The sequence below is a fragment of the Pseudomonas sp. W3I7 genome (assembly GCF_030816095.1).
Classification (GTDB): domain Bacteria; phylum Pseudomonadota; class Gammaproteobacteria; order Pseudomonadales; family Pseudomonadaceae; genus Aquipseudomonas; species Aquipseudomonas salomonii.
In genome coordinates, this window is sequence record NZ_JAUSXP010000001.1 from 287,071 (window position 1) to 311,429 (window position 24,359).

At 54.7% G+C, this 24,359-nt stretch carries 27 protein-coding genes, 4 tRNA genes and 1 pseudogene; all 32 read left to right on the plus strand.

Going from position 1 to position 24,359, the window contains the following annotated elements:
* Nucleotides 1–5: 5 nt before the first annotated feature.
* The 32 genes and pseudogenes from QF043_RS01355 (at nucleotide 6) to rpsN (ending at nucleotide 24,314) form a co-directional block, all read left to right on the plus strand.
* Nucleotides 6–452: a hypothetical protein gene (locus tag QF043_RS01355; RefSeq protein ID WP_307417271.1), complete on the plus strand. Its 447-nt coding sequence runs from the start codon at nucleotides 6–8 to the stop codon at nucleotides 450–452.
* A 142-nt stretch (nucleotides 453–594) separates the two neighbouring features.
* Nucleotides 595–679 (plus strand) — tRNA-Tyr (locus QF043_RS01360).
* A 24-nt stretch (nucleotides 680–703) separates the two neighbouring features.
* Nucleotides 704–777, plus strand: a tRNA-Gly gene (locus QF043_RS01365).
* Nucleotides 778–803: 26 nt separating this feature from the next.
* Nucleotides 804–879, plus strand: a tRNA-Thr gene (locus tag QF043_RS01370).
* A 161-nt stretch (nucleotides 880–1,040) separates the two neighbouring features.
* Nucleotides 1,041–1,116 (plus strand) — tRNA-Trp (locus QF043_RS01375).
* 45 nt (nucleotides 1,117–1,161) lie between these two features.
* Entirely contained in the window at nucleotides 1,162–1,530 is a 369-nt protein-coding gene (gene secE, locus QF043_RS01380) for a preprotein translocase subunit SecE (RefSeq protein WP_003232399.1), read from the plus strand.
* Nucleotides 1,531–1,539: 9 nt separating this feature from the next.
* Nucleotides 1,540–2,073, plus strand: a complete 534-nt coding sequence (nusG, locus tag QF043_RS01385; RefSeq protein WP_003176436.1) for a transcription termination/antitermination protein NusG — start codon at nucleotides 1,540–1,542, stop codon at nucleotides 2,071–2,073.
* A gap of 117 nt (nucleotides 2,074–2,190) precedes the next feature.
* Entirely contained in the window at nucleotides 2,191–2,622 is a 432-nt protein-coding gene (gene rplK / locus QF043_RS01390) for a 50S ribosomal protein L11 (RefSeq protein ID WP_003176435.1), read from the plus strand.
* Nucleotides 2,622–3,317: a 50S ribosomal protein L1 gene (rplA, locus tag QF043_RS01395; RefSeq protein ID WP_003232403.1), complete on the plus strand. Its 696-nt coding sequence runs from the start codon at nucleotides 2,622–2,624 to the stop codon at nucleotides 3,315–3,317. The genes rplK and rplA overlap by 1 nt, the downstream gene beginning before the upstream one ends.
* Before the next feature lie 199 nt (nucleotides 3,318–3,516).
* Nucleotides 3,517–4,017 carry a 50S ribosomal protein L10 gene (gene rplJ / locus QF043_RS01400; protein WP_056861893.1) on the plus strand — a complete coding sequence of 167 codons (501 nt, stop codon included), beginning with the start codon at nucleotides 3,517–3,519 and terminating at the stop codon, nucleotides 4,015–4,017.
* Between the two features lie 78 nt (nucleotides 4,018–4,095).
* On the plus strand, nucleotides 4,096–4,461 hold the full coding sequence (rplL, locus tag QF043_RS01405; protein ID WP_010566858.1) for a 50S ribosomal protein L7/L12: 366 nt from the start codon (nucleotides 4,096–4,098) through the stop codon (nucleotides 4,459–4,461).
* 219 nt (nucleotides 4,462–4,680) lie between these two features.
* The gene (gene rpoB, locus QF043_RS01410) at nucleotides 4,681–8,754 is read left to right on the plus strand and encodes a DNA-directed RNA polymerase subunit beta (protein WP_017135961.1); all 4,074 of its coding nucleotides are present in this window, start codon (nucleotides 4,681–4,683) and stop codon (nucleotides 8,752–8,754) included.
* A 64-nt stretch (nucleotides 8,755–8,818) separates the two neighbouring features.
* Complete coding sequence (rpoC, locus tag QF043_RS01415; protein ID WP_307417272.1) at nucleotides 8,819–13,018, plus strand: DNA-directed RNA polymerase subunit beta'; 4,200 nt, start codon at nucleotides 8,819–8,821, stop codon at nucleotides 13,016–13,018.
* Nucleotides 13,019–13,235: 217 nt separating this feature from the next.
* A complete protein-coding gene (gene rpsL, locus QF043_RS01420; RefSeq protein ID WP_002555494.1) occupies nucleotides 13,236–13,607 on the plus strand; it encodes a 30S ribosomal protein S12 in 372 nt (123 codons plus the stop codon).
* Between the two features lie 118 nt (nucleotides 13,608–13,725).
* Nucleotides 13,726–14,196, plus strand: a complete 471-nt coding sequence (gene rpsG / locus QF043_RS01425) for a 30S ribosomal protein S7 (RefSeq protein ID WP_002555493.1) — start codon at nucleotides 13,726–13,728, stop codon at nucleotides 14,194–14,196.
* Between the two features lie 30 nt (nucleotides 14,197–14,226).
* Nucleotides 14,227–16,333 (plus strand): annotated as a pseudogene (gene fusA, locus QF043_RS01430) (elongation factor G).
* A gap of 30 nt (nucleotides 16,334–16,363) precedes the next feature.
* On the plus strand, nucleotides 16,364–17,557 hold the full coding sequence (gene tuf / locus QF043_RS01435; RefSeq protein ID WP_003176426.1) for an elongation factor Tu: 1,194 nt from the start codon (nucleotides 16,364–16,366) through the stop codon (nucleotides 17,555–17,557).
* A 159-nt stretch (nucleotides 17,558–17,716) separates the two neighbouring features.
* On the plus strand, nucleotides 17,717–18,028 hold the full coding sequence (rpsJ, locus tag QF043_RS01440) for a 30S ribosomal protein S10 (protein ID WP_003186070.1): 312 nt from the start codon (nucleotides 17,717–17,719) through the stop codon (nucleotides 18,026–18,028).
* An 81-nt stretch (nucleotides 18,029–18,109) separates the two neighbouring features.
* The gene (gene rplC / locus QF043_RS01445) at nucleotides 18,110–18,745 is read left to right on the plus strand and encodes a 50S ribosomal protein L3 (RefSeq protein ID WP_003194649.1); all 636 of its coding nucleotides are present in this window, start codon (nucleotides 18,110–18,112) and stop codon (nucleotides 18,743–18,745) included.
* Between the two features lie 12 nt (nucleotides 18,746–18,757).
* Nucleotides 18,758–19,360, plus strand: a complete 603-nt coding sequence (rplD, locus tag QF043_RS01450; protein WP_017135963.1) for a 50S ribosomal protein L4 — start codon at nucleotides 18,758–18,760, stop codon at nucleotides 19,358–19,360.
* The gene (rplW, locus tag QF043_RS01455; protein ID WP_002555488.1) at nucleotides 19,357–19,656 is read left to right on the plus strand and encodes a 50S ribosomal protein L23; all 300 of its coding nucleotides are present in this window, start codon (nucleotides 19,357–19,359) and stop codon (nucleotides 19,654–19,656) included. The genes rplD and rplW overlap by 4 nt, the downstream gene beginning before the upstream one ends.
* A 14-nt stretch (nucleotides 19,657–19,670) precedes the next feature.
* A complete protein-coding gene (rplB, locus tag QF043_RS01460; protein ID WP_003176423.1) occupies nucleotides 19,671–20,495 on the plus strand; it encodes a 50S ribosomal protein L2 in 825 nt (274 codons plus the stop codon).
* Between the two features lie 16 nt (nucleotides 20,496–20,511).
* Nucleotides 20,512–20,787 (plus strand): 30S ribosomal protein S19, encoded by a 276-nt coding sequence (gene rpsS / locus QF043_RS01465; protein WP_002555486.1) that lies wholly within the window; start codon nucleotides 20,512–20,514, stop codon nucleotides 20,785–20,787.
* A gap of 11 nt (nucleotides 20,788–20,798) precedes the next feature.
* Nucleotides 20,799–21,131, plus strand: coding sequence for a 50S ribosomal protein L22 (gene rplV / locus QF043_RS01470; RefSeq protein WP_003103908.1), 333 nt, complete (start codon nucleotides 20,799–20,801; stop codon nucleotides 21,129–21,131).
* Nucleotides 21,132–21,144: 13 nt separating this feature from the next.
* Nucleotides 21,145–21,831, plus strand: a complete 687-nt coding sequence (gene rpsC / locus QF043_RS01475; RefSeq protein ID WP_003176422.1) for a 30S ribosomal protein S3 — start codon at nucleotides 21,145–21,147, stop codon at nucleotides 21,829–21,831.
* Between the two features lie 12 nt (nucleotides 21,832–21,843).
* Nucleotides 21,844–22,257: a 50S ribosomal protein L16 gene (gene rplP / locus QF043_RS01480; protein WP_003232424.1), complete on the plus strand. Its 414-nt coding sequence runs from the start codon at nucleotides 21,844–21,846 to the stop codon at nucleotides 22,255–22,257.
* Nucleotides 22,257–22,448 carry a 50S ribosomal protein L29 gene (rpmC, locus tag QF043_RS01485; RefSeq protein WP_002555481.1) on the plus strand — a complete coding sequence of 64 codons (192 nt, stop codon included), beginning with the start codon at nucleotides 22,257–22,259 and terminating at the stop codon, nucleotides 22,446–22,448. The genes rplP and rpmC overlap by 1 nt, the downstream gene beginning before the upstream one ends.
* A gap of 2 nt (nucleotides 22,449–22,450) precedes the next feature.
* On the plus strand, nucleotides 22,451–22,717 hold the full coding sequence (gene rpsQ / locus QF043_RS01490) for a 30S ribosomal protein S17 (protein WP_003176419.1): 267 nt from the start codon (nucleotides 22,451–22,453) through the stop codon (nucleotides 22,715–22,717).
* Nucleotides 22,718–22,740: 23 nt separating this feature from the next.
* Nucleotides 22,741–23,109 carry a 50S ribosomal protein L14 gene (gene rplN, locus QF043_RS01495; RefSeq protein ID WP_002555479.1) on the plus strand — a complete coding sequence of 123 codons (369 nt, stop codon included), beginning with the start codon at nucleotides 22,741–22,743 and terminating at the stop codon, nucleotides 23,107–23,109.
* A gap of 11 nt (nucleotides 23,110–23,120) precedes the next feature.
* Nucleotides 23,121–23,435 (plus strand): 50S ribosomal protein L24, encoded by a 315-nt coding sequence (gene rplX / locus QF043_RS01500; protein WP_003176416.1) that lies wholly within the window; start codon nucleotides 23,121–23,123, stop codon nucleotides 23,433–23,435.
* Nucleotides 23,436–23,455: 20 nt separating this feature from the next.
* Nucleotides 23,456–23,995, plus strand: a complete 540-nt coding sequence (gene rplE, locus QF043_RS01505; RefSeq protein WP_003176415.1) for a 50S ribosomal protein L5 — start codon at nucleotides 23,456–23,458, stop codon at nucleotides 23,993–23,995.
* Nucleotides 23,996–24,008: 13 nt separating this feature from the next.
* Entirely contained in the window at nucleotides 24,009–24,314 is a 306-nt protein-coding gene (gene rpsN / locus QF043_RS01510; RefSeq protein WP_003176414.1) for a 30S ribosomal protein S14, read from the plus strand.
* Nucleotides 24,315–24,359: the final 45 nt, after the last annotated feature.

Genomic DNA, 24,359 nt, shown 5'->3' on the forward strand with positions numbered 1-24,359 from the left:
TGTTTATGCGTTGGCTGTTTTTGCTTTTGCTCGTTCTCAATGCCTTCTATTACATCTGGCATCAACAGGAAGCCCCGTTGCGCGCTAAAGATGTAACACCTCTGAGCCTCTATAAGGGCTCTCAGCAGGATATTCGCCTATTGAGTGAATCCTCTGACCCCATGGTTCGGCGCGACCGAGTAAAAGCGCCTGACGCACAAAATACCTGCCTATACATTGGTGGCTTTGCCGATCAGCGTCAGGCTCAGTCGGTCGAGCAGCGCCTCATAAGCCTGGATATAAAGGTCAAGGTGCTTCTCCTCAATACGCCTGACACCTCCGGTTATTGGCTGCGTGTGGCCCCTGAAAGCAGGAGGCTGGCTGACGATCTGCCGTTTGAAAACCTTGCTAAGGAATTCAATGAGTTAAAACATAAAATAATGTTGTGCGAAGGCGTTGCAACTGTCGAATAGTTTGCATAGAATGGCGCCCGCTTCGCAGTGAAGACCTTTACGGTCTACAAGGTGAAACGAAGGTCAACGCAGCTAACCTCATATTTTTAATGAGAAAATGCTTGACAGAAGGCCGGCGTGATGTAGAATGCCGGCTCGCTTAGGAGGGGTTCCCGAGCGGCCAAAGGGATCAGACTGTAAATCTGACGTCTACGACTTCGAAGGTTCGAATCCTTCCCCCTCCACCATTTTTAGCGTGAGCTGCAAGCTCCGCGGGTATAGTTTAGTGGTAGAACCTCAGCCTTCCAAGCTGATGATGCGGGTTCGATTCCCGCTACCCGCTCCAAGTTTGCAGGTTGTGCGATGTGTTTTGCTCTTGTAGCTCAGTTGGTAGAGCACACCCTTGGTAAGGGTGAGGTCAGCGGTTCAAATCCGCTCAAGAGCTCCATATAACAAGGCAGATATGAAAATATCTGCCTTTGTTTTAACAGCTGCCTCGGCTTGTTGGTGTCGCATTTGGCTTTATGGCTAAGTGATTTCAGGTCTAGTGGGGTTGGTTGTTGTAAAGTCTTTTTCAGGCCTGCATAATGGTCGGCCTGATTTTGTTTTAGGTCAGTAGCTCAATTGGCAGAGCGACGGTCTCCAAAACCGTAGGTTGGGGGTTCGATTCCCTCCTGACCTGCCAGATTCACGTGGTGTGTCTGGCTTTCTTTTCACAGGATCTTCATAGATGACTCCTAAGGCTGAAGCTCAAAGCTCTCGTTTCGATCTCGTCAAGTGGCTCGTAGTAGTCGCATTGGTGGTCGTAGGCGTTGTTGGCAATCAGTACTACTCTGCTTCGCCGATCCTGTACCGCGTACTCGCTTTGCTCGCTCTTGCTGCTGTAGCTGCCTTTGTAGGCCTGCAGACAGCCAAAGGCAAGTCTTTCGCGGTCCTGGTAAAGGAAGCTCGCACCGAAATTCGTAAAGTCGTTTGGCCGACTCGCCAAGAAACCACGCAGACCACGTTGATTGTTGTGGCTGTTGTTCTGGTTATGGCGTTGCTGTTGTGGGGGCTTGATTCCCTGCTCGGCTGGCTTGTTTCCTTGATTGTTGGCTAAGGGTGTCCCGTGGCTAAGCGTTGGTACGTTGTGCATGCTTACTCGGGTTACGAGAAGCATGTTATGCGCTCTTTGCTAGAGCGCGTAAAGCTCGCAGGCATGGAAGATGGCTTCGGCGAAATTCTGGTTCCCACTGAAGAAGTGGTTGAAATGCGGAATGGCCAGAAGCGCAAAAGCGAACGCAAGTTCTTCCCTGGCTACGTGCTGGTTCAGATGGACATGAATGAAGGTACTTGGCACTTGGTCAAGGACACTCCTCGTGTCATGGGTTTCATCGGCGGTACTGCTGATAAGCCTGCTCCGATCACTGACAAAGAGGCAGAAGCAATTCTGCGTCGCGTTGCTGACGGTAGCGACAAGCCTAAGCCGAAGACGTTGTTCGAGCCGGGTGAGGTTGTTCGTGTCACAGATGGTCCGTTTGCTGATTTCAACGGTACCGTCGAAGAAGTTAACTACGAAAAGAGCCGGATCCAGGTGGCAGTGCTCATTTTCGGTCGCTCTACTCCGGTAGAGTTGGAGTTCAGCCAGGTCGAGAAGGTCTAGCTGAGCAAGCATCCCAGCCCCGCAGCCTTAGGCTGTGGGGTTTTGTCGTCACTGGGATAAACGCGCAAGTAACCGGGGAGCCTTTCGAGGCGTTTGAACCCGTAATTGGAGTGCCTCATGGCCAAGAAGATTACCGCTTACATCAAGCTGCAAGTGAAGGCCGCTCAGGCCAACCCAAGTCCACCTGTCGGCCCGGCTCTGGGTCAGCACGGCGTGAACATCATGGAATTCTGCAAGGCCTTCAACGCCCGTACTCAGGGTCTTGAGCCAGGTCTGCCGACTCCAGTGATCATCACTGTATACAGCGACCGTAGCTTCACTTTTGAAACCAAGTCGACCCCGGCTTCGGTTCTGCTGAAGAAAGCTGCCGGTCTGACTAGCGGTTCCGCTCGTCCTAACACCGTTAAGGTTGGCACCGTAACTCGTGCTCAGCTGGAAGAAATCGCGAAAACCAAAAACGCGGATCTGACTGCAGCTGATATGGATGCAGCCGTGCGTACCATCGCCGGTTCTGCTCGTAGCATGGGCCTTAACGTGGAGGGTGTGTAATGGCTAAGCTGACCAAGCGCCAAAAGGCTATCGCCGGCAAAATCGAAGCAGGCAAGGCCTACAACTTTGTAGACGCCGCTGCCCTGCTGACCGAGCTGTCGACTGTCAAGTTCAGCGAGTCCGTTGACGTTGCTGTAAACCTGGGCGTTGACCCACGTAAATCCGACCAGGTCGTTCGTAGCGCTACTGTGCTGCCACACGGTACTGGCAAGACTGTACGTGTTGCTGTCTTCACCCAAGGCCCGGCAGCTGAAGCTGCTCTGGCCGCCGGCGCTGATCGCGTTGGCATGGACGACCTGGCTGCCGAAATGAAAGGCGGCGACCTGAACTACGACGTAGTAATTGCTTCCCCGGATGCAATGCGCGTTGTAGGTCAGTTGGGTCAGATCCTCGGTCCACGTGGTCTGATGCCTAACCCTAAAGTCGGCACCGTAACCCCAGACGTAGCTACCGCGGTTAAAAACGCCAAGGCTGGTCAGGTTCGTTATCGCACCGACAAAAACGGCATCATTCACACCTCCGTTGGCAAAGTCGGCTTCGATGCCGTCAAGCTGAAGGAAAACGTTGAAGCCCTGATCGCTGATCTGAAGCGTATCAAGCCAGCTTCTTCGAAAGGTATCTACGTCAAGCGCGTTACCCTGAGCACCACTATGGGCCCAGGTCTGGTCATCGACCAAGGCTCGCTGGACGTATAAGAAACACATTGGCGCGAGAGATCGCGTCAATTGAAAAAATTGGGGTCCCTGCCTGGCGGGGGCTATCCAAGACCGTAGGCGGCGCAAGCCTTAAACCTCAAGCCTACGCAGATGGTGCTCCCGGTTCCTTACCGAATCAGACACCAAAACGACATCCGGCTTCGGCCAGATGAAACGGTAACAAGCAGGAGTTAAACCCGTGGCAATTAATCTCGAAGACAAGAAGGCCATCGTCGCTGAAGTCAACGAGGCTGCCAAAGCTGCTCTGTCCGCTGTCGTGGCTGATGCCCGTGGTGTGACAGTAAGCGCTATGACCGGACTCCGTAAAGAGGCTCGTGAAGCTGGCGTATACGTACGTGTTGTACGTAACACCCTGCTCAAGCGCGCTGTTGCTGACACTGAATACAGTGTCCTCAACGACGTGTTCACCGGCCCGACTCTGATCGCGTTCTCCAAAGATCACCCGGGTGCTGCTGCCCGTTTGTTCAAGGAATTCGCCAAGAGTCAGGATAAGTTCGAGATCAAGGCAGCTGCGTTCGAGGGCAAGTTCCTCGCAGCTAACCAAATCGACGTACTGGCAACACTGCCGACCCGTAACGAAGCTATTTCTCAGCTGATGAGCGTGATTCAAGGCGCTACCAGCAAGTTGGCTCGTACTCTGGCCGCAGTTCGCGAGCAAAAAGAAGCTGCCGCAGCCTAAGGCTGAGCACCTCCTTTCGCGTATTTTTGTTTATTTCGATGGCCGCGTAGGCCGTCCCCCAATTCAGGAAATACAGTAATGTCTATCTCCCAAGAAGATATCCTCAACGCCGTAGCTGAAATGTCGGTTCTGCAGGTTGTTGAGCTGATCAAAGCTTTCGAAGAAAAATTCGGCGTTTCCGCTGCCGCTGCTTCCGCTGGCCCAGCTGTTGCTGCTGTTGCTGCTGAAGAGCAAACCGAATTCAACGTCATGCTGCTGGAAGCTGGCGAGAAGAAAGTAAACGTGATCAAGGCAGTTCGTGAACTGACCGGTCTGGGCCTGAAAGAAGCCAAGGCTGTAGTTGACGGCGCTCCTGCCCAGGTTCTGGAAGCAGTGTCGAAAGACGCCGCTGACAAAGCTAAAGCAGTGCTGGAAGAAGCAGGCGCTAAAGTCGAGCTGAAGTAAGCATCGACCTTGCGTCTCCAGCCCAAGCGTTAAGCTGAAGGCTGATGGCTGGTGGCTCTTGCCACCGGCCTTTTTCCGTTCTTGGCTGTCGACTCGGTCGCCGCCAATTACGCGCTGTAACCACCCGATGCGGTGGTGCAAACCATGGGGTTTGCAAGATTTTCTGGCTGCTCCCGTCGGAGGGGCCAAACAAGCAGGTGACCAAGCTGGGGAACGCTGATGGCTTACTCATATACTGAGAAAAAACGTATCCGCAAGGACTTTAGCAAGTTGCCGGACGTCATGGATGTCCCGTACCTTCTGGCTATCCAGCTGGATTCGTATCGTGAATTCTTGCAGGCGGGAGCGACCAAAGATCAGTTCCGCGACGTGGGCCTGCATGCGGCCTTCAAATCCGTTTTCCCGATCATCAGCTACTCCGGCAATGCTGCGCTGGAGTACGTGGGTTATCGCCTGGGCGAACCGGCATTTGATGTCAAAGAATGCGTGTTGCGCGGTGTTACGTACGCCGTACCTTTGCGGGTAAAAGTCCGCCTGATCATTTTCGACAAAGAATCGTCGAACAAAGCGATCAAGGACATCAAAGAGCAAGAAGTCTACATGGGCGAAATCCCACTGATGACTGAAAACGGTACCTTCGTAATCAACGGTACCGAGCGTGTTATTGTTTCCCAGCTGCACCGTTCCCCGGGCGTGTTCTTCGACCACGACCGCGGCAAGACGCACAGCTCCGGTAAACTCCTGTACTCCGCGCGGATCATTCCGTACCGCGGTTCGTGGTTGGACTTCGAGTTCGACCCGAAAGACTGCGTGTTCGTGCGTATCGACCGTCGTCGCAAGCTGCCGGCCTCGGTACTGCTGCGCGCGCTCGGTTACACCACTGAGCAGGTGCTGGACGCTTTCTACACCACCAACGTATTCAGCCTGAAGGATGAAACCCTCAGCCTGGAGCTGATTGCTTCGCGTCTGCGTGGTGAAATTGCCGTTCTGGATATTCAGGACGAAAACGGCAAAGTGATCGTTGAAGCGGGTCGTCGTATTACTGCGCGCCACATCAACCAGATCGAAAAAGCCGGCATCAAGTCGCTGGAAGTGCCTCTGGACTACGTCCTGGGTCGCACCACCGCCAAGGTTATCGTTCACCCGGCTACAGGCGAAATCCTGGCTGAGTGCAACACCGAGCTGAACACCGAAATCCTGGCAAAAATTGCCAAGGCCCAGGTTGTTCGCATCGAGACCCTGTACACCAACGACATCGACTGCGGTCCGTTCATCTCCGACACACTGAAGATCGACTCCACCAGCAACCAATTGGAAGCGCTGGTCGAGATCTATCGCATGATGCGTCCTGGTGAGCCACCAACCAAAGACGCTGCCGAGACCCTGTTCAACAACCTGTTCTTCAGCCCTGAGCGTTATGACCTGTCTGCGGTCGGCCGGATGAAGTTCAACCGTCGTATCGGTCGTACCGAGATCGAAGGTTCGGGCGTGCTGTGCAAGGAAGACATCGTTGCGGTACTGAAGACTCTGGTCGACATCCGTAACGGTAAAGGCATCGTCGATGACATCGACCACCTGGGTAACCGTCGTGTTCGCTGCGTAGGCGAAATGGCCGAAAACCAGTTCCGCGTTGGCCTTGTGCGTGTTGAGCGTGCGGTCAAAGAGCGTCTGTCGATGGCTGAAAGCGAAGGCCTGATGCCGCAAGACCTGATCAATGCCAAGCCAGTGGCTGCGGCGGTGAAAGAGTTCTTCGGTTCCAGCCAGCTTTCCCAGTTCATGGACCAGAACAACCCGCTCTCCGAGATCACCCACAAGCGCCGTGTTTCCGCACTGGGCCCGGGCGGTCTGACCCGTGAGCGTGCAGGCTTTGAAGTTCGTGACGTACACCCTACGCACTACGGTCGTGTTTGCCCGATCGAAACGCCGGAAGGTCCGAACATCGGTCTGATCAACTCCCTGGCCGCTTATGCGCGCACCAACCAGTACGGCTTCCTCGAGAGCCCGTACCGCGTGGTGAAAGACGCTCTGGTCACCGACGAGATCGTATTCCTGTCCGCCATCGAAGAAGCTGATCACGTGATCGCTCAGGCTTCGGCCACGATGAACGACAAGAAAGTCCTGATCGACGAGCTGGTAGCTGTTCGTCACTTGAACGAGTTCACCGTCAAGGCGCCGGAAGACGTCACCTTGATGGACGTTTCGCCGAAGCAGGTAGTTTCGGTTGCAGCGTCGCTGATCCCGTTCCTGGAACACGATGACGCCAACCGTGCGTTGATGGGTTCCAACATGCAGCGTCAAGCTGTACCAACCCTGCGCGCTGACAAGCCGCTGGTAGGTACCGGCATGGAGCGTAACGTAGCCCGTGACTCCGGCGTTTGCGTCGTGGCTCGTCGTGGCGGCGTGATCGACTCCGTTGACGCCAGCCGTATCGTGGTTCGTGTTGCCGATGATGAAGTGGAAACTGGCGAAGCCGGTGTCGACATCTACAACCTGACCAAATACACCCGCTCGAACCAGAACACCTGCATCAACCAGCGTCCGCTGGTGAGCAAGGGTGATCGCGTTCAGCGTAGCGACATCATGGCCGACGGCCCGTCCACCGACATGGGTGAACTGGCACTGGGTCAGAACATGCGCATCGCGTTCATGGCATGGAACGGCTTCAACTTCGAAGACTCCATCTGCCTGTCCGAGCGTGTTGTTCAAGAAGACCGTTTCACCACGATCCACATTCAGGAACTGACCTGTGTGGCACGTGATACCAAGCTTGGGCCAGAGGAAATCACTGCAGACATCCCGAACGTGGGTGAAGCTGCACTGAACAAGCTGGACGAAGCCGGTATCGTTTACGTAGGTGCTGAAGTTGGCGCAGGCGACATCCTGGTAGGTAAGGTCACTCCGAAAGGCGAGACCCAACTGACTCCGGAAGAGAAGCTGCTGCGTGCCATCTTCGGTGAAAAAGCCAGCGACGTTAAAGACACCTCCCTGCGTGTACCTACCGGTACCAAAGGTACTGTCATCGACGTACAGGTCTTCACCCGTGACGGCGTTGAGCGTGATGCTCGTGCACTGTCCATCGAGAAGACTCAACTCGACGAGATCCGCAAGGACCTGAACGAAGAGTTCCGTATCGTTGAAGGCGCGACCTTCGAACGTCTGCGTTCCGCTCTGGTAGGCCACAAGGCTGAAGGCGGCGCAGGTCTGAAGAAAGGTCAGGACATCACCGACGAAGTACTCGACGGTCTTGAGCACGGCCAGTGGTTCAAACTGCGCATGGCTGAAGATGCTCTGAACGAGCAGCTCGAGAAGGCTCAGGCCTATATCGTTGATCGCCGCCGTCTGCTGGACGACAAGTTCGAAGACAAGAAGCGCAAACTGCAGCAGGGCGATGACCTGGCTCCAGGCGTGCTGAAAATCGTCAAGGTTTACCTGGCAATCCGTCGCCGCATCCAGCCGGGCGACAAGATGGCCGGTCGTCACGGTAACAAAGGTGTGGTCTCCGTGATCATGCCGGTTGAAGACATGCCGCACGATGCCAATGGCACCCCGGTCGACGTCGTCCTCAACCCGTTGGGCGTACCTTCGCGTATGAACGTTGGTCAGATCCTTGAAACCCACCTGGGCCTCGCGGCCAAAGGTCTGGGCGAGAAGATCAACCGTATGATCGAAGAGCAGCGCAAGGTTGCTGACCTGCGCAAGTTCCTGCACGAGATCTACAACGAGATCGGCGGTCGCAACGAAGAGCTGGACACCTTCTCCGACCAGGAAATCCTGGATCTGGCGAAGAACCTGCGCGGCGGCGTTCCAATGGCTACCCCGGTATTCGACGGTGCCAAGGAAAGCGAAATCAAGGCCATGCTGAAACTGGCAGACCTGCCGGAAAGCGGCCAGATGCAGCTGTTCGACGGCCGTACCGGCAACAAGTTTGAGCGCCCGGTTACTGTTGGCTACATGTACATGCTGAAGCTGAACCACTTGGTAGACGACAAGATGCACGCTCGTTCTACCGGTTCGTACAGCCTGGTTACCCAGCAGCCGCTGGGTGGTAAGGCTCAGTTCGGTGGTCAGCGTTTCGGGGAGATGGAGGTCTGGGCACTGGAAGCATACGGTGCTGCATACACTCTGCAAGAAATGCTCACAGTGAAGTCGGACGATGTGAACGGTCGGACCAAGATGTACAAAAACATCGTGGACGGCGATCACCGTATGGAGCCGGGCATGCCCGAGTCTTTCAACGTGTTGATCAAAGAAATTCGTTCCCTCGGCATCGATATCGATCTGGAAACCGAATAACACGTGACGCGAATCGAGAGCGGGGCTGTTTAGCCCGCTCTCTGCTCCGCCAGGAGGAAAGGCCTTGAAAGACCTACTGAATTTGCTGAAAAACCAGGGTCAAGTCGAAGAGTTCGACGCCATCCGTATTGGGTTGGCATCGCCTGAGATGATCCGTTCGTGGTCGTTCGGTGAAGTTAAAAAGCCGGAAACCATTAACTACCGTACGTTCAAACCTGAGCGTGACGGCCTGTTCTGCGCCAAGATCTTTGGCCCGGTAAAGGATTACGAGTGCCTGTGCGGTAAGTACAAGCGCTTGAAGCACCGTGGTGTGATCTGCGAGAAGTGCGGCGTTGAAGTTGCACTGGCCAAGGTTCGTCGTGAGCGCATGGCGCACATCGAACTGGCTTCGCCGGTTGCCCACATCTGGTTCCTGAAATCGCTGCCGTCCCGTATCGGCTTGCTGATGGACATGACCCTGCGTGATATCGAACGCGTTCTCTACTTCGAGAGCTATGTCGTTATCGATCCAGGCATGACCACCCTTGAAAAAGGTCAGCTGCTGAACGACGAGCAGTACTTCGAAGCGCTGGAAGAGTTCGGCGACGACTTTGATGCCCGTATGGGTGCCGAAGCTGTTCGCGAGCTGCTGCACGCTATCGACCTGGAGCACGAGATTGGCCGTCTGCGCGAAGAAATTCCGCAAACCAACTCGGAAACCAAGATCAAGAAGCTGTCCAAGCGTCTGAAGTTGATGGAAGCCTTCCAGGGTTCCGGCAACTTGCCAGAGTGGATGGTGCTGACCGTTCTGCCGGTTCTGCCGCCAGACCTGCGTCCGCTGGTACCGTTGGACGGTGGTCGTTTCGCGACGTCCGACCTCAACGACCTGTACCGCCGCGTGATCAACCGTAACAACCGCTTGAAGCGTCTGCTCGATCTGTCCGCTCCGGACATTATCGTGCGCAACGAAAAGCGTATGTTGCAAGAAGCTGTCGATGCCTTGCTCGACAACGGCCGTCGTGGCCGCGCTATCACCGGTTCCAACAAGCGTCCTCTGAAATCCTTGGCTGACATGATCAAGGGTAAGCAAGGTCGTTTCCGTCAGAACTTGCTCGGTAAGCGTGTTGACTACTCCGGTCGTTCGGTAATTACCGTAGGCCCGACCCTGCGTCTGCACCAGTGCGGTCTGCCCAAGAAGATGGCACTTGAGCTGTTCAAGCCATTCATCTTCGGCAAGCTGGAAATGCGCGGTCTCGCGACCACCATCAAAGCGGCCAAGAAAATGGTCGAGCGCGAACTGCCAGAGGTTTGGGACGTTCTCGCTGAAGTGATTCGCGAACACCCGGTTCTCCTCAACCGTGCACCGACCCTTCACCGTCTGGGTATCCAGGCGTTTGAACCGGTACTGATCGAAGGTAAGGCTATCCAGCTGCACCCTCTGGTCTGTGCTGCGTACAACGCCGACTTCGACGGCGACCAAATGGCCGTGCACGTACCGCTGACACTGGAAGCCCAGTTGGAAGCGCGTGCGTTGATGATGTCGACCAACAACATTCTGTCGCCAGCCAACGGTGAGCCAATCATCGTTCCGTCGCAGGACGTTGTATTGGGTCTGTACTACATGACTCGTGAAGCGATCAACGCCAAAGGCGAAGGTCGTGTGTTCGCTGACCTGCAAGAAGTTGACCGTGTGTTCCGTGCCGGCGAAGCCGCACTGCACGCCAAGGTCAAAGTGCGGATCAACGAAACCGTCAACGACCGTGATGGCGGCAGCGTGAGCGGCACCCGTATTGTCGACACCACTGTCGGCCGTGCGCTGCTGTATCAAGTTGTGCCAAAAGGCCTGTCGTACGACGTCGTCAACTTGCCGATGAAGAAAAAGGCGATCTCCAAGCTGATCAACCAGTGCTACCGCGTGGTTGGTTTGAAAGAGACCGTGATCTTCGCTGACCAGTTGATGTACACCGGCTTTGCTTATTCGACCATTTCCGGCGTTTCCATCGGTGTTAACGACTTCGTTATCCCGGATGAAAAAGCCCAGATCATCAATGCTGCAACTGATGAAGTGAAAGAAATCGAAAGCCAGTACGCCTCCGGCCTGGTAACCCAGGGCGAGAAGTACAACAAAGTGATCGACCTTTGGTCCAAGGCCAACGACGAAGTGTCGAAGGCGATGATGGCGAACCTCTCGAAAGAGAAGGTTATCGACCGTCATGGCGTAGAAGTCGATCAAGAGTCGTTCAACTCGATGTACATGATGGCCGACTCGGGCGCACGGGGTTCTGCTGCGCAGATCCGTCAGCTCGCCGGTATGCGTGGCCTGATGGCCAAGCCGGACGGTTCCATCATCGAAACGCCGATTACTGCGAACTTCCGTGAAGGTTTGAGCGTACTTCAGTACTTCATCTCCACTCACGGTGCTCGTAAGGGTCTTGCGGATACCGCGTTGAAAACGGCTAACTCCGGCTACCTGACTCGTCGTCTGGTAGACGTTGCACAAGACTTGGTTGTGACTGAAGTTGACTGCGGCACCGAACACGGTCTGCTGATGACTCCGCACATCGAAGGCGGCGACGTTGTAGAGCCGTTGGGTGAGCGCGTACTGGGTCGAGTAATCGCCCGTGACGTATTCAAGCCAGGTACCGAGGAAGTTATCGTTCCTGCCGGCACCCTGGTAGATGAAAAGTGGGTCGAGTTCATCGAACTCAACAGCATCGACGAAGTGATTGTTCGCTCGCCGATCAGCTGCGAAACCCGCTACGGCATTTGTGCCAAGTGCTACGGCCGTGACTTGGCTCGTGGTCACCAGGTGAACATCGGTGAAGCGGTTGGCGTAATCGCTGCCCAGTCCATCGGTGAGCCGGGTACCCAGCTGACCATGCGTACGTTCCACATCGGTGGTGCGGCAAGCCGGACTTCCGCAGCTGACAGCGTTCAGGTGAAGAACGGCGGTACCGTCCGTCTGCACAACCTGAAACACGTTGAGCGAGTGGATGGTTGCCTGGTTGCTGTGTCCCGTTCCGGTGAGCTGGCAATCGCTGATGACTACGGTCGTGAGCGTGAGCGTTACAAGCTGCCGTACGGTGCTGTGATCTCGGTTAAAGAAGGTGACAAGGTCGACGCTGGCGCAATCGTGGCCAAGTGGGATCCGCACACTCACCCAATCGTTACCGAAATGAAAGGTACCGTGACCTACGTGGGCATGGAAGAAGGCATCACGATCAAGCGTCAGACTGACGAATTGACCGGTATGACCAACATTGAAGTACTCGACGCGAAAGATCGTCCAGCTGCCGGTAAAGACATCCGTCCTGCCGTTAAGATGGTCGACGACAACGGCAAGGACTTGTTGCTGCCAGGCACTGACGTAATCGCTCAGTACTTCCTGCCAGCCAACGCCCTGGTCGGTGTAGCGGATGGTGCGAGGATCGCGATCGGTGATGTTATCGCGCGTATCCCGCAAGAAACTTCGAAGACCCGCGACATCACCGGTGGTCTGCCGCGTGTTGCCGACTTGTTCGAAGCTCGTCGTCCGAAAGAAGCGTCGATTCTGGCTGAAGTCAGCGGCACCATCGCGTTCGGTAAAGAGACCAAAGGCAAGCGCCGTCTGGTCATTACCCCGAACGATGGTACTGATCCGTACGAAGAGCTGATTCCGAAGTGGCGTCACCTGAACGTCTTCGAAGGCGAACAGGTAAACCGCGGCGAAGTTATCTCCGACGGCCCGAGCGATCCACACGACATCCTGCGTCTGCTGGGTGTGAGTGCGCTGGCCAAGTACATCGTTAACGAGATCCAGGACGTTTACCGTCTGCAAGGCGTGAAGATCAACGATAAGCACATCGAGACCATCCTGCGTCAGATGCTGCGTAAAGTTGAAATCGCTGAATCCGGCGATTCCAGTTTCATCAAGGGCGACCAGATGGAACTGACTCACGTACTGGTAGAAAACGAACGTCTGGGCGCGGAAGACAAATTTGTTTCCAAGTTCACTCGTGTGTTGCTGGGTATCACCAAGGCGTCGTTGTCCACTGAGTCGTTCATCTCGGCGGCCTCCTTCCAGGAGACCACTCGCGTACTGACCGAAGCAGCGGTAACCGGCAAGCGCGATTACCTGCGCGGCCTGAAAGAAAACGTAGTCGTGGGTCGTCTGATCCCGGCAGGTACCGGTTTGGCTTACCACAGCGAGCGCAAGCGCCGCCGTGATGCTGACAAGCCGCTGCGCGTAAGCGCCAGTGAAGTGGAAGCTGCACTGACCGAAGCGCTGAACTCAAGCGGTAACTGAGTTCTGCGATAAATAAGTCTGGGCCCTGGCAGCCCCCATTCGTCGGATCGAGGCATTTTTGTCCCGGTTCGATGAGAGGGGAGGTCGGGGCCTTGCCTTGACTGGGGGCAAGATCCTCTTTAGACTCTTGTACCCCTAAATTTGGCGGGAATTCGTTCCTGCCATTTTGCTTTTCTTGCAAGACAATAGCGTCGCAAGACAACAGTGGAGCTAGTAGATGGCAACTATCAACCAGCTGGTACGTCAGCCGCGTAAGCGTATCGTCGAGAAATCCGACGTACCTGCGCTGCAGAACTGCCCGCAACGTCGTGGCGTATGCACTCGTGTGTATACCACCACGCCGAAAAAACCTAACTCGGCACTGCGTAAAGTATGCCGTGTGCGTCTGACCAACGGTTTCGAGGTTTCCTCGTACATCGGCGGTGAAGGCCACAACCTGCAAGAGCACAGCGTGGTACTGATCCGCGGCGGTCGTGTAAAAGACTTGCCAGGTGTTCGTTACCACACCGTACGCGGCTCCTTGGATACTTCCGGCGTTAAAGGTCGTAACCAGGGTCGTTCGAAGTACGGTACCAAGAAGCCTAAGTAGTAGCGGCTTTTTGTAAAACTGAATCATCTTATTTTCTGAGTCGATAAGAGTAAGGTCGGAGGCGTCCCGAAAGGGCACCGATTCCGAACGAACCTGAAGACCGTTTGAGGGCTTATCCATGCCAAGAAGACGCGTAGCAGCCAAGCGCGAAGTGCTTGACGATCCAAAATACGGAAGCCAAATTCTGGCCAAGTTCATGAACCACGTGATGGAAAGCGGCAAGAAAGCCGTTGCCGAGCGTATCGTTTATGGCGCGCTGGAAAAGGTTAAAGAACGCAAGAACAGCGACCCCCTGGAAATCTTCGAGAAAGCTCTCGACGCCATCGCTCCGCTGGTCGAAGTGAAGTCGCGCCGTGTAGGCGGTGCTACTTACCAGGTTCCGGTCGAAGTTCGTCCGTCCCGTCGTAACGCTCTGGCAATGCGCTGGTTGGTAGACTTCGCCCGTAAGCGCGGCGAGAAGTCTATGGCTCTGCGTTTGGCCGGCGAGCTGTTGGACGCTGCTGAAGGTAAAGGTGCTGCTGTTAAGAAGCGTGAAGACGTGCACCGTATGGCTGAAGCTAACAAAGCTTTCTCGCACTACCGCTTCTAATCTTAGCTTCACTAATTTTGCGAGGGCTTTATGGCTCGTACTACTCCGATTAGCCGCTACCGTAACATCGGTATCGTTGCTCACGTGGATGCTGGTAAAACCACCACCACCGAGCGCGTACTGTTTTACACCGGCAAAAGTCACAAGATGGGCGAGGTGCATGACGGCGCCGCGACCACAGACTGGATGGTTCAGGAGCAGGAGCGTGGTATTACCATTACTTCTGCTGCTATTACCGCCTTCTGGAAAGGTTCCGAGAAGCAGTACAAAGATGAGCACCGCTTCAACGTAATCGATACCCCGGGCCACGTGGACTTCACCATTGAAGTTGAACGTTCCCTGCGCGTACTCGACGGCGCTGTCGTTGTGTTCTGCGGTACCTCGGGTGTTGAGCCGCAGTCGGAAACCGTATGGCGTCAAGCCAACAAATACGGTGTTCCACGTCTTGTTTACGTAAACAAGATGGACCGTGCTGGTGCCAACTTCCTGCGCGTGATCGGTCAGATCAAGCAGCGCCTGGGTCACACCCCGGTGCCAATCCAGTTGGCTATCGGTTCCGAAGACAACTTCCAAGGCCAGATCGATCTGCTGACCATGGAAGCTGTTTACTGGAACGATGCTGACAAAGGTATGGTTCCTGTTCGCAAGCCTATCCCTGCTGAGCTGCAGGAACTGGCTGACGAATGGCGCAACAACATGGTTGAAGCTGCGGCCGAAGCCAACGAAGAGCTGATGAACAAGTACCTCGAAGGTGAAGAACTCACCAACGTGGAAATCAAGGCTGCTCTGCGTCAGCGTACTATCGCTGGTGAGATCGTCTTGGCTGTTTGCGGTTCCTCGTTCAAGAACAAGGGCGTTCCCCTGGTTCTCGATGCTGTGATCGACTACCTGCCGGCACCAGTGGATATTCCTGCCATCAAGGGTACTGACCCGGATGACGAGACTATCGAGCTGGAGCGTCATGCAGACGACGCAGAACCGTTCTCCGCTCTGGCATTTAAAATTGCCACTGACCCATTCGTGGGTACCTTGACCTTCGTCCGCGTTTACTCGGGCGTGTTGAACTCCGGCGACGGCGTGATCAACTCGGTTAAAGGCAAGAAAGAGCGCGTGGGTCGTATGGTGCAAATGCACGCAAACGCCCGCGAAGAGATCAAGGAAGTACGCGCTGGTGACATCGCGGCCTTGATCGGCATGAAGGACGTCACCACTGGTGAAACCTTGTGCAACGCTGACAAAGCCAATCATCCTGGTTCGTATGGACTTCCCGGAGCCGGTTATTTCGGTTGCCGTAGAGCCTAAGACCAAGGATGACCAGGAAAAAATGGGTATTGCTCTGGGCAAACTTGCTCAGGAAGATCCATCTTTCCGCGTCAAGACTGATGAAGAGACTGGTCAAACGATCATCTCCGGCATGGGCGAGCTGCACCTGGACATCCTGGTTGACCGGATGCGCCGTGAGTTCAACGTCGAAGCCAACATCGGTAAGCCTCAGGTTTCCTATCGTGAGCGCATCACGAAGAACTGTGAAATCGAAGGCAAGTTCGTTCGTCAGTCCGGCGGTCGTGGTCAGTTCGGTCACTGCTGGATCCGTTTTGCTCCTGCTGACGAAGGTCAGGAAGGTCTGCAATTCGTGAACGAAGTAGTTGGTGGTGTTGTTCCTAAGGAATACATCCCGGCTATCCAGAAGGGTATCGAAGAGCAGATGAAGAACGGTGTTGTTGCCGGCTATCCGCTGATCGGCCTGAAAGCAACCGTTTTTGACGGTTCTTACCACGACGTCGACTCCAACGAGATGGCGTTTAAGGTGGCTGCTTCCATGGCAACCAAGCAACTGGCCCAGAAGGGCGGTGGTGAGTTGCTTGAGCCAATCATGGCGGTAGAAGTTGTTACACCTGAAGACTATATGGGTGATGTCATGGGCGACCTTAACCGTCGTCGCGGCATGATCTTGGGTATGGAAGACACGGTTTCCGGCAAAGTGATTCGCGCCGAGGTTCCGTTGGGTGAGATGTTCGGTTATGCGACCGACGTTCGTTCCATGTCCCAGGGTCGCGCAAGCTACTCTATGGAATTCAAAAAATACAACACAGCTCCGGCGCACATCGCTGAAACTGTATCCAAAAAACAAGGCTGATTCAGTCCTTTAGGCAAGGAGTTAATTGTCGTGGCTAAAGAAAAATTTGATCGTTCCCTACCGCACGTCAACGTTGGCACCATCGGTCACGTTGACCACGGTAAAACCACTCTGACTGCTGCTCTGACTCGCGTTTGCTCCGAAGTATTCGGTTCCGCAATCGTTGATTTCGATAAAATCGACAGCGCGCCAGAAGAAAAAGCTCGTGGTATCACCATCAACACCGCGCACGTTGAATACAACTCGCTGATCCGTCACTACGCTCACGTTGACTGCCCAGGTCACGCTGACTATGTGAAGAACATGATCACCGGTGCTGCCCAGATGGACGGCGCGATCCTGGTTTGCTCGGCCGCTGATGGTCCGATGCCACAAACCCGTGAGCACATCCTGCTGTCCCGCCAGGTTGGCGTTCCGTACATCGTGGTTTACCTGAACAAGGCTGACCTGGTAGACGACGCTGAGCTGCTGGAACTGGTTGAGATGGAAGTGCGCGATCTGCTGAGCACTTACGACTTCCCAGGCGACGACACTCCGATCATCATCGGTTCTGCTCGTATGGCTCTGGAAGGCAAAGACGATAACGAAATGGGCACCACGTCCGTTCGTAAACTGGTTGAGACTCTGGACAGCTACATCCCAGATCCAGTTCGTGTTATCGACAAGCCGTTCCTGATGCCAATCGAAGACGTATTCTCGATCTCCGGTCGCGGTACTGTTGTAACTGGCCGTATCGAGCGCGGTATCGTCAAGGTTCAAGATCCACTGGAAATCGTTGGTCTGCGTGACACTACCGTCACCACCTGCACCGGTGTTGAAATGTTCCGTAAACTGCTCGACGAAGGTCGTGCTGGCGAGAACTGCGGCGTTCTGCTGCGTGGTACCAAGCGTGACGACGTTGAGCGTGGCCAGGTTCTGGTTAAGCCGGGTTCGGTTAAGCCGCACACCAAGTTCGAAGCTGAAGTGTACGTGCTGAGCAAAGAAGAAGGCGGTCGTCACACTCCGTTCTTCAAAGGCTACCGTCCACAGTTCTACTTCCGTACTACCGACGTAACCGGTAACTGCGAACTGCCGGAAGGCGTAGAAATGGTAATGCCAGGCGACAACATCAAAATGGTTGTCACCCTGATCAAAACCATCGCTATGGAAGACGGTCTGCGTTTCGCAATCCGTGAAGGCGGCCGTACCGTTGGTGCTGGCGTTGTAGCTAAAATCATCGAGTAATTATCTCTTCTGAGATAGCTCTGATGTTTTGAAAAGGCCCCCGCTCAGCGGGGGCCTTTTTTATTGGGTTGACACCTGTCAGGGCCGTCTATAGAATTGCGCCTCCTTTTAACGGGCGTATTGCGCTCGCTGGGAATAGCAGCCGGAGTCTGAAATCCAATGCAAAATCAGCAAATTCGTATCAGGTTGAAGGCTTTTGACCATCGCCTGATCGACCAATCCACCCAGGAAATCGTGGAAACCGCGAAACGTACTGGTGCTCAAGTGCGTGGTCCAATTCCACTGCCTACCCGTAAAGAGCGGTTCACCGTTCTGGTCTCCCCGCACGTCAACAAAGACGCGCGTGACCAGTACGAGATCCGTACTCATAAGCGCGTACTGGACATCGTCCAGCCAACGGATAAAACCGTTGATGCACTTATGAAGCTTGATCTGGCGGCCGGTGTGGAAGTACAGATCAGCCTCGGCTAAGACTTGGGTCTTAGTCGTGTAACGCTCTGAAATGGGCGGCCATAGCGGGTGAAAGCCCCGTACACTCATGAGGTTTACAACATGACTATTGGTGTAGTCGGTCGTAAATGCGGTATGACCCGTATTTTCACCGAAGAAGGTGTCTCCATTCCGGTCACGGTCATTGAGATCGAGCCGAATCGCGTCACCCAGTTCAAAACTGAAGAAACCGATGGCTATCGTGCAGTGCAAGTCACTGTCGGCGAGCGTCGTGCTTCGCGCGTGACTGCTGCTCAAGCAGGTCACTTCGCTAAAGCAAACGTTGCAGCTGGTCGCACTGTTATGGAGTTCCGTCTCGAAGACGGCGACTACCAGGCTGGCGATCTGATCAACGCTGAAATCTTCGCCGCTGGTCAACTGGTTGATGTAACCGGTCAGTCCAAGGGTAAAGGCTTCCAGGGTACGATCAAGCGTTGGAATTTCCGTGGCCAAGACAACACTCACGGTAACTCCGTTTCCCACCGCGTCCCGGGCTCTATTGGCCAGTGCCAGACTCCTGGTCGTGTATTCAAGGGCAAAAAAATGTCCGGTCATATGGGCGCTGAGCGCGTGACCGTGCAGTCCCTCGAAGTAGTGCGCGTCGACGCTGAACGCAATCTGTTGTTGGTCAAGGGTGCTGTTCCTGGCGCTACTGGCGGCAACCTGGTTGTACGTCCAGCGGCCAAGGCTCGCGGTTAAGGGGAAGCTGACATGCAATTAAATGTAAATGACGCTCAAGCGATCGAAGTTTCCGAACTGACATTTGGCGGCGAATTCAACGAGACGCTGGTTCACCAAGCAGTCGTGGCCTACATGGCCGGCGGCCGTCAAGGTAGCAAGCAGCAAAAGACCCGTTCCGACGTACGTGGTGGCGGTAAGCGCCCTTGGCGTCAGAAAGGTACTGGCCGTGCTCGTGCCGGTACTATCCGTAGCCCAATCTGGCGTGGCGGCGGTACCACTTTCGCAGCTCGTCCACAGGATCACACTCAGAAGCTCAACAAGAAGATGTATCGCGCAGCACTGCGCTCCATCCTTGCTGAACTCGTGCGTACTGATCGTCTGGTCGTGGTTCAAGACTTCGCTGTTGAAAGTCCAAAAACCAAAGATCTGCTGGGCAAACTGAACAACATGAGCCTGACCGACGTTTTGATCGTGTCGGAAGCTGTTGATCAGAACCTGTACCTGGCTGCTCGCAACCTGCCACACGTTGATGTACGTGACGTGCAAGGTTCCGATCCAGTTAGTCTGATCGCATACGACAAGGTGTTGATCACCGTGTCGGCCGTGAAGAAATTCGAGGAGCTGCTGGGATGAACCAGGAACGCGTATTTAAAGTTCTGCTTGGCCCGCACGTTTCCGAAAAGGCTACGGTTCTGGCTGACAAGAAAGGCCAGTTCGTTTTCAAGGTTGCAACTGACGCAACCAAGCTGGAAATCAAGAAGGCCGTCGAAAGCCTGTTCAGCGTGAAAGTAGAGCGTGTTACTACCCTGAATGTTCTGGGTAAGAGCAAGCGCACTGCTCGCGGTCTGGGCAAGCGTAATGACTGGAAGAAGGCAGTTATCTCCCTTCAGCCAGGCCAAGATCTCGATTTCAGCAGCAGTGCTGAGTAAGGAAGGGGTGCATCATGGCAATCGTTAAATGCAAACCGACTTCCCCTGGCCGCCGTTTTGTGGTCAAGGTGGTCAACCAGGAGCTGCATAAAGGCGCTCCTCACGCACCGCTGCTCGAGAAAAAATCGAAGACTGGTGGTCGTAACAACAATGGTCGTATTACCACTCGTCACATCGGTGGTGGCCATAAGCAGCATTATCGTCTGGTCGATTTCCGTCGCAACGACAAAGATGGCATCTCTGCCACTGTCGAGCGTATCGAATACGATCCAAACCGTACTGCTCACATCGCTCTGCTGCTGTACGCAGATGGCGAGCGTCGCTACATCATCGCCCCTAAAGGCGTGAGTGCTGGTGACCAGCTGATCGCAGGTGCTTTGGCACCGATCAAGCCGGGCAACGCTCTGCAACTGCGTAACATTCCAGTTGGTAGCACCGTACACGGCATCGAATTGAAGCCAGGTAAAGGCGCGCAAATCGCTCGTTCCGCTGGTGCTTCGGCTCAGCTGATCGCTCGTGAAGGTGTCTACGTGACCCTGCGTCTGCGTTCTGGTGAGATGCGTAAAGTGCTGGCTGAATGCCGCGCGACCCTGGGTGAAGTCTCGAACTCCGAGCACAGCCTGCGTTCGCTGGGTAAAGCTGGTGCCAAACGCTGGCGTGGCGTTCGCCCAACCGTTCGTGGTGTTGCCATGAACCCGGTTGACCACCCACACGGTGGTGGTGAAGGTCGTACCTCTGGTGGTCGTCATCCGGTATCGCCATGGGGCTTCCCGACTAAGGGCGCGAAGACTCGTGGTAATAAGCGTACCGACAAAATGATCGTCCGTCGTCGCAAGTAAATAGAGGGATACGACAGTGCCACGTTCTCTGAAAAAAGGTCCTTTTATTGATCTTCACCTACTGAAGAAGATCGAAGTGGCGGCGGAAAAGAACGATCGCAAACCAGTTAAAACCTGGTCGCGTCGTTCGATGATCCTGCCACAAATGGTCGGTCTGACCATCGCAGTACACAACGGTCGTCAACACGTCCCAGTTCTCGTTAACGAAGACATGGTCGGCCACAAACTGGGCGAGTTTGCCGGTACCCGCACTTATCGTGGGCACGTGGCAGACAAGAAAGCCAAGCGTTAAGGGGTTAGGAAATGGAAGTAGCCGCTAAGTTGTCGGGCGCTCGAATCTCCGCCCAGAAAGCCCGCTTGGTCGCCGACCAGATCCGCGGGAAGAAGGTGGGCGAAGCGCTCAACCTGTTGGCTTTCAGCAGTAAGAAAGCCGCCGAGATCATGAAGAAAGTGCTGGAGTCGGCCGTAGCCAACGCCGAGCATAACGAAGGCGCAGACGTTGATGACCTGAAGGTCAGCACCGTTTTCGTCAACGAAGGGCGTTCGCTGAAGCGCATCATGCCACGTGCCAAAGGCCGTGCTGATCGCATCGTCAAGCGGTCTTGCCATATCACTGTCAAGGTTGCTGACAAGTAACGGAGTCGAAGAGATGGGTCAGAAAGTACATCCCATTGGCATTCGCCTGGGAATCGTCAAGGAGCACACCTCCGTCTGGTACGCAGACGGTCGGACTTATGCGGACTATTTGTTCGCTGATCTGAAGGTGCGTGAGTATCTCCAAGACAAACTAAAAAGCGCGTCCGTAAGCCGTATCGATATCCATCGTCCGGCACAAACTGCACGTATCACCATCCACACCGCTCGTCCAGGTATCGTTATCGGGAAGAAAGGTGAAGATGTTGAGAAACTGCGTCAGGACCTGACCAAGCAAATGGGTGTGCCTGTGCACATCAATATCGAAGAGATCCGTAAGCCGGAGCTCGACGGTATGCTGGTTGCGCAGAGCGTAGCTCAGCAGCTGGAGCGTCGTGTAATGTTCCGTCGCGCTATGAAGCGCGCTGTACAGAACGCCATGCGCATTGGTGCCAAAGGCATCAAAATCCAAGTGAGCGGTCGTCTCGGCGGTGCTGAAATCGCACGTACTGAATGGTATCGCGAAGGTCGTGTGCCACTGCACACCCTGCGTGCCGACATCGACTATGCCAACTACGAAGCTCACACCACTTACGGTGTGATCGGTGTAAAGGTTTGGATCTTCAAGGGCGAAGTAATTGGTGGTCGCCAAGAAGAACTGAAACCACAAGCACCAGCGCCTCGTAAAAAAGCTGCTAAGTAAGGGGTACGCCAAATGTTGCAACCTAAGCGTACGAAGTTCCGCAAGCAGATGACAGGCCACAACCGTGGTCTGGCTCAGCGCGGTAGCAAAGTCAGCTTCGGCGAGTTCGCGCTGAAGTCTGTAGCTCGTGGTCGTCTCACCGCTCGTCAGATCGAGTCAGCGCGTCGTGCTCTGACCCGTCACGTTAAACGTGGCGGCAAGATCTGGATCCGTGTATTCCCGGACAAGCCGATCTCCAAAAAACCTCTCGAGGTTCGGATGGGTAAAGGTAAGGGTAACGTGGAATACTGGGTAGCCCAGATTCAGCCAGGCAAAGTCCTGTATGAAATCGAGGGTGTAACTGAAGAGCTGGCGCGTGAGGCTTTTGCCCTGGCTGCTGCAAAGCTGCCGCTCGCCACCGCCTTTGTTAAACGGACGGTGATGTGATGAAAGCGAATGAACTTCGTGAAAAATCCGCACAGCAGCTGAACGAGCAACTGCTCGGCCTGCTGCGCGACCAGTTCAATCTGCGTATGCAGAAAGCAACTGGCCAGTTGGGGCAGTCTCATCTGCTCTCGCAAGTTAAACGTGACATCGCTCGCGTGAAGACTGTGCTCAACCAGCAGGCAGGTAAGTGATCATGGCTGAAGCCGAAAAGACTGTCCGTACGCTGACTGGCCGTGTTGTCAGCGACAAGATGGACAAAACCATCACCGTACTGATCGAGCGTCGCGTTAAGCACCCGATCTACGGTAAATATGTTAAGCGTTCGACTAAGCTGCACGCGCACGACGAAACCAACCAGTGCCACATCGGCGACAAAGTCACTATTCGTGAAACTCGTCCGCTGGCCAAGACCAAGTCTTGGGCACTGGTTGATGTTCTCGAACGCGCTGTGGAAGTCTAAGGACTAGGGGTCGGAGAAATTATATGATTCAGACTCAATCCATGCTCGATGTGGCCGATAACAGCGGCGCTCGCCGTGTTATGTGCATCAAGGTGCTGGGTGGCTCCCATCGTCGTTACGCTGGTATCGGTGACATCATCAAAGTTACCGTGAAGGAAGCAATTCCTCGCGGTAAAGTGAAAAAAGGCCAAGTGATGACTGCTGTTGTAGTCCGCACTCGTCACGGCGTACGCCGTGCTGATGGCTCTATTATCCGCTTTGATGGCAACGCTGCTGTTCTTCTGAACAACAAGCAAGAGCCGATCGGCACCCGTATCTTTGGGCCAGTGACCCGTGAACTTCGTACTGAGAAGTTCATGAAGATCGTCTCGCTCGCCCCAGAAGTGCTGTAAGGAGATCCGACATGCAAAAGATTCGTCGTGACGACGAGATCATCGTGATCGCCGGCAAAGACAAAGGTAAGCGCGGTAAGGTGCTTAAGGTTCTCGCTAATAACCGTCTGGTTATCGGCGGTTTGAACCTGGTTAAGCGTCATACCAAGCCTAACCCGATGTCGGGCGTACAAGGCGGTATCGTCGAAAAAGAAGCTCCACTGGACGCTTCTAACGTCGCCATTTTCAACGGCGAAACCAACAAGGCTGACCGCGTTGGTTTCAAAGTAGAAGACGGCAAGAAAATTCGTGTCTTCAAGTCGACCCAAAAAGCGGTTGATGCTTGAACACTGCTAGGTAGAAGACCATGGCACGACTAAAAGAGATTTACTGGAAAGAAATCGCACCGAAGCTTAAGGAAGAACTTAAGCTTTCGAACGTGATGGAAGTTCCACGCGTTACCAAAATCACCCTGAACATGGGTCTGGGCGAAGCGGTCGGTGACAAAAAAGTCATCGAGCACGCTGTTGCTGACCTGGAAAAGATCACCGGTCAAAAAGTCGTTGTGACTTACGCTCGGAAATCCATCGCTGGCTTTAAAGTCCGTGAAGGTTGGCCGATCGGCGTCAAAGTGACTCTGCGCCGTGAGCGTATGTATGAATTCCTGGATCGTCTGCTGTCGATCTCCCTGCCTCGGGTTCGCGACTTCCGCGGCCTGAATGCCAAGTCCTTCGATGGTCGTGGTAACTACAGCATGGGCGTGAAAGAGCAGATCATCTTCCCGGAAATCGACTACGACAAGATCGATGCTCTCCGCGGTCTGGACATCACCCTGACCACCACTGCCAAGAACGATGATGAAGGTCGCGCCCTGTTGCGTGCTTTCAAATTCCCGTTCCGCAACTGATTGGAGTAGGACCATGGCCAAGATGAGCATGAAAAACCGCGAGCTGAAGCGTCAGCTCACGGTTGCCAAGTACGCCAAGAAGCGTGCAGCACTGAAAGCAATCATCGTTGATCTGAACGCAAGTCCAGAAGCACGTTGGGAAGCGACAGTTGCTCTGCAGAAGCAGCCACGTGACGCAAGCGCTTCGCGCATGCGTAACCGCTGCCGCCTGACCGGTCGTCCACACGGCGTTTACCGCAAGTTCGGCCTCGGCCGTAACAAACTGCGTGAAGCGGCAATGCGTGGTGACGTACCAGGTCTGGTTAAAGCCAGCTGGTAAGTACTTTCAACGTCCAGGCGGGCAGAATCGCAAGATACTGACCGC

Excerpts from the sequence above, each read along its gene's own strand:
- QF043_RS01355 (WP_307417271.1), top strand. The coding sequence starts at position 6 with ATGCGTTGGCTGTTTTTGCTTTTGCTCGTTCTCAATGCCTTCTATTAC.
- secE (WP_003232399.1), top strand. The coding sequence starts at position 1,162 with ATGACTCCTAAGGCTGAAGCTCAAAGCTCTCGTTTCGATCTCGTCAAG.
- rplK (WP_003176435.1), top strand. The coding sequence starts at position 2,191 with ATGGCCAAGAAGATTACCGCTTACATCAAGCTGCAAGTGAAGGCCGCT.
- rplA (WP_003232403.1), top strand. The coding sequence starts at position 2,622 with ATGGCTAAGCTGACCAAGCGCCAAAAGGCTATCGCCGGCAAAATCGAA.
- rplL (WP_010566858.1), top strand. The coding sequence starts at position 4,096 with ATGTCTATCTCCCAAGAAGATATCCTCAACGCCGTAGCTGAAATGTCG.
- rpoB (WP_017135961.1), top strand. The coding sequence starts at position 4,681 with ATGGCTTACTCATATACTGAGAAAAAACGTATCCGCAAGGACTTTAGC.
- rpsL (WP_002555494.1), top strand. The coding sequence starts at position 13,236 with ATGGCAACTATCAACCAGCTGGTACGTCAGCCGCGTAAGCGTATCGTC.
- rpsG (WP_002555493.1), top strand. The coding sequence starts at position 13,726 with ATGCCAAGAAGACGCGTAGCAGCCAAGCGCGAAGTGCTTGACGATCCA.
- rpsJ (WP_003186070.1), top strand. The coding sequence starts at position 17,717 with ATGCAAAATCAGCAAATTCGTATCAGGTTGAAGGCTTTTGACCATCGC.
- rplC (WP_003194649.1), top strand. The coding sequence starts at position 18,110 with ATGACTATTGGTGTAGTCGGTCGTAAATGCGGTATGACCCGTATTTTC.
- rplD (WP_017135963.1), top strand. The coding sequence starts at position 18,758 with ATGCAATTAAATGTAAATGACGCTCAAGCGATCGAAGTTTCCGAACTG.
- rplW (WP_002555488.1), top strand. The coding sequence starts at position 19,357 with ATGAACCAGGAACGCGTATTTAAAGTTCTGCTTGGCCCGCACGTTTCC.
- rplB (WP_003176423.1), top strand. The coding sequence starts at position 19,671 with ATGGCAATCGTTAAATGCAAACCGACTTCCCCTGGCCGCCGTTTTGTG.
- rplV (WP_003103908.1), top strand. The coding sequence starts at position 20,799 with ATGGAAGTAGCCGCTAAGTTGTCGGGCGCTCGAATCTCCGCCCAGAAA.
- rpsC (WP_003176422.1), top strand. The coding sequence starts at position 21,145 with ATGGGTCAGAAAGTACATCCCATTGGCATTCGCCTGGGAATCGTCAAG.
- rplP (WP_003232424.1), top strand. The coding sequence starts at position 21,844 with ATGTTGCAACCTAAGCGTACGAAGTTCCGCAAGCAGATGACAGGCCAC.
- rpmC (WP_002555481.1), top strand. The coding sequence starts at position 22,257 with ATGAAAGCGAATGAACTTCGTGAAAAATCCGCACAGCAGCTGAACGAG.
- rpsQ (WP_003176419.1), top strand. The coding sequence starts at position 22,451 with ATGGCTGAAGCCGAAAAGACTGTCCGTACGCTGACTGGCCGTGTTGTC.
- rplN (WP_002555479.1), top strand. The coding sequence starts at position 22,741 with ATGATTCAGACTCAATCCATGCTCGATGTGGCCGATAACAGCGGCGCT.
- rplX (WP_003176416.1), top strand. The coding sequence starts at position 23,121 with ATGCAAAAGATTCGTCGTGACGACGAGATCATCGTGATCGCCGGCAAA.
- rplE (WP_003176415.1), top strand. The coding sequence starts at position 23,456 with ATGGCACGACTAAAAGAGATTTACTGGAAAGAAATCGCACCGAAGCTT.
- rpsN (WP_003176414.1), top strand. The coding sequence starts at position 24,009 with ATGGCCAAGATGAGCATGAAAAACCGCGAGCTGAAGCGTCAGCTCACG.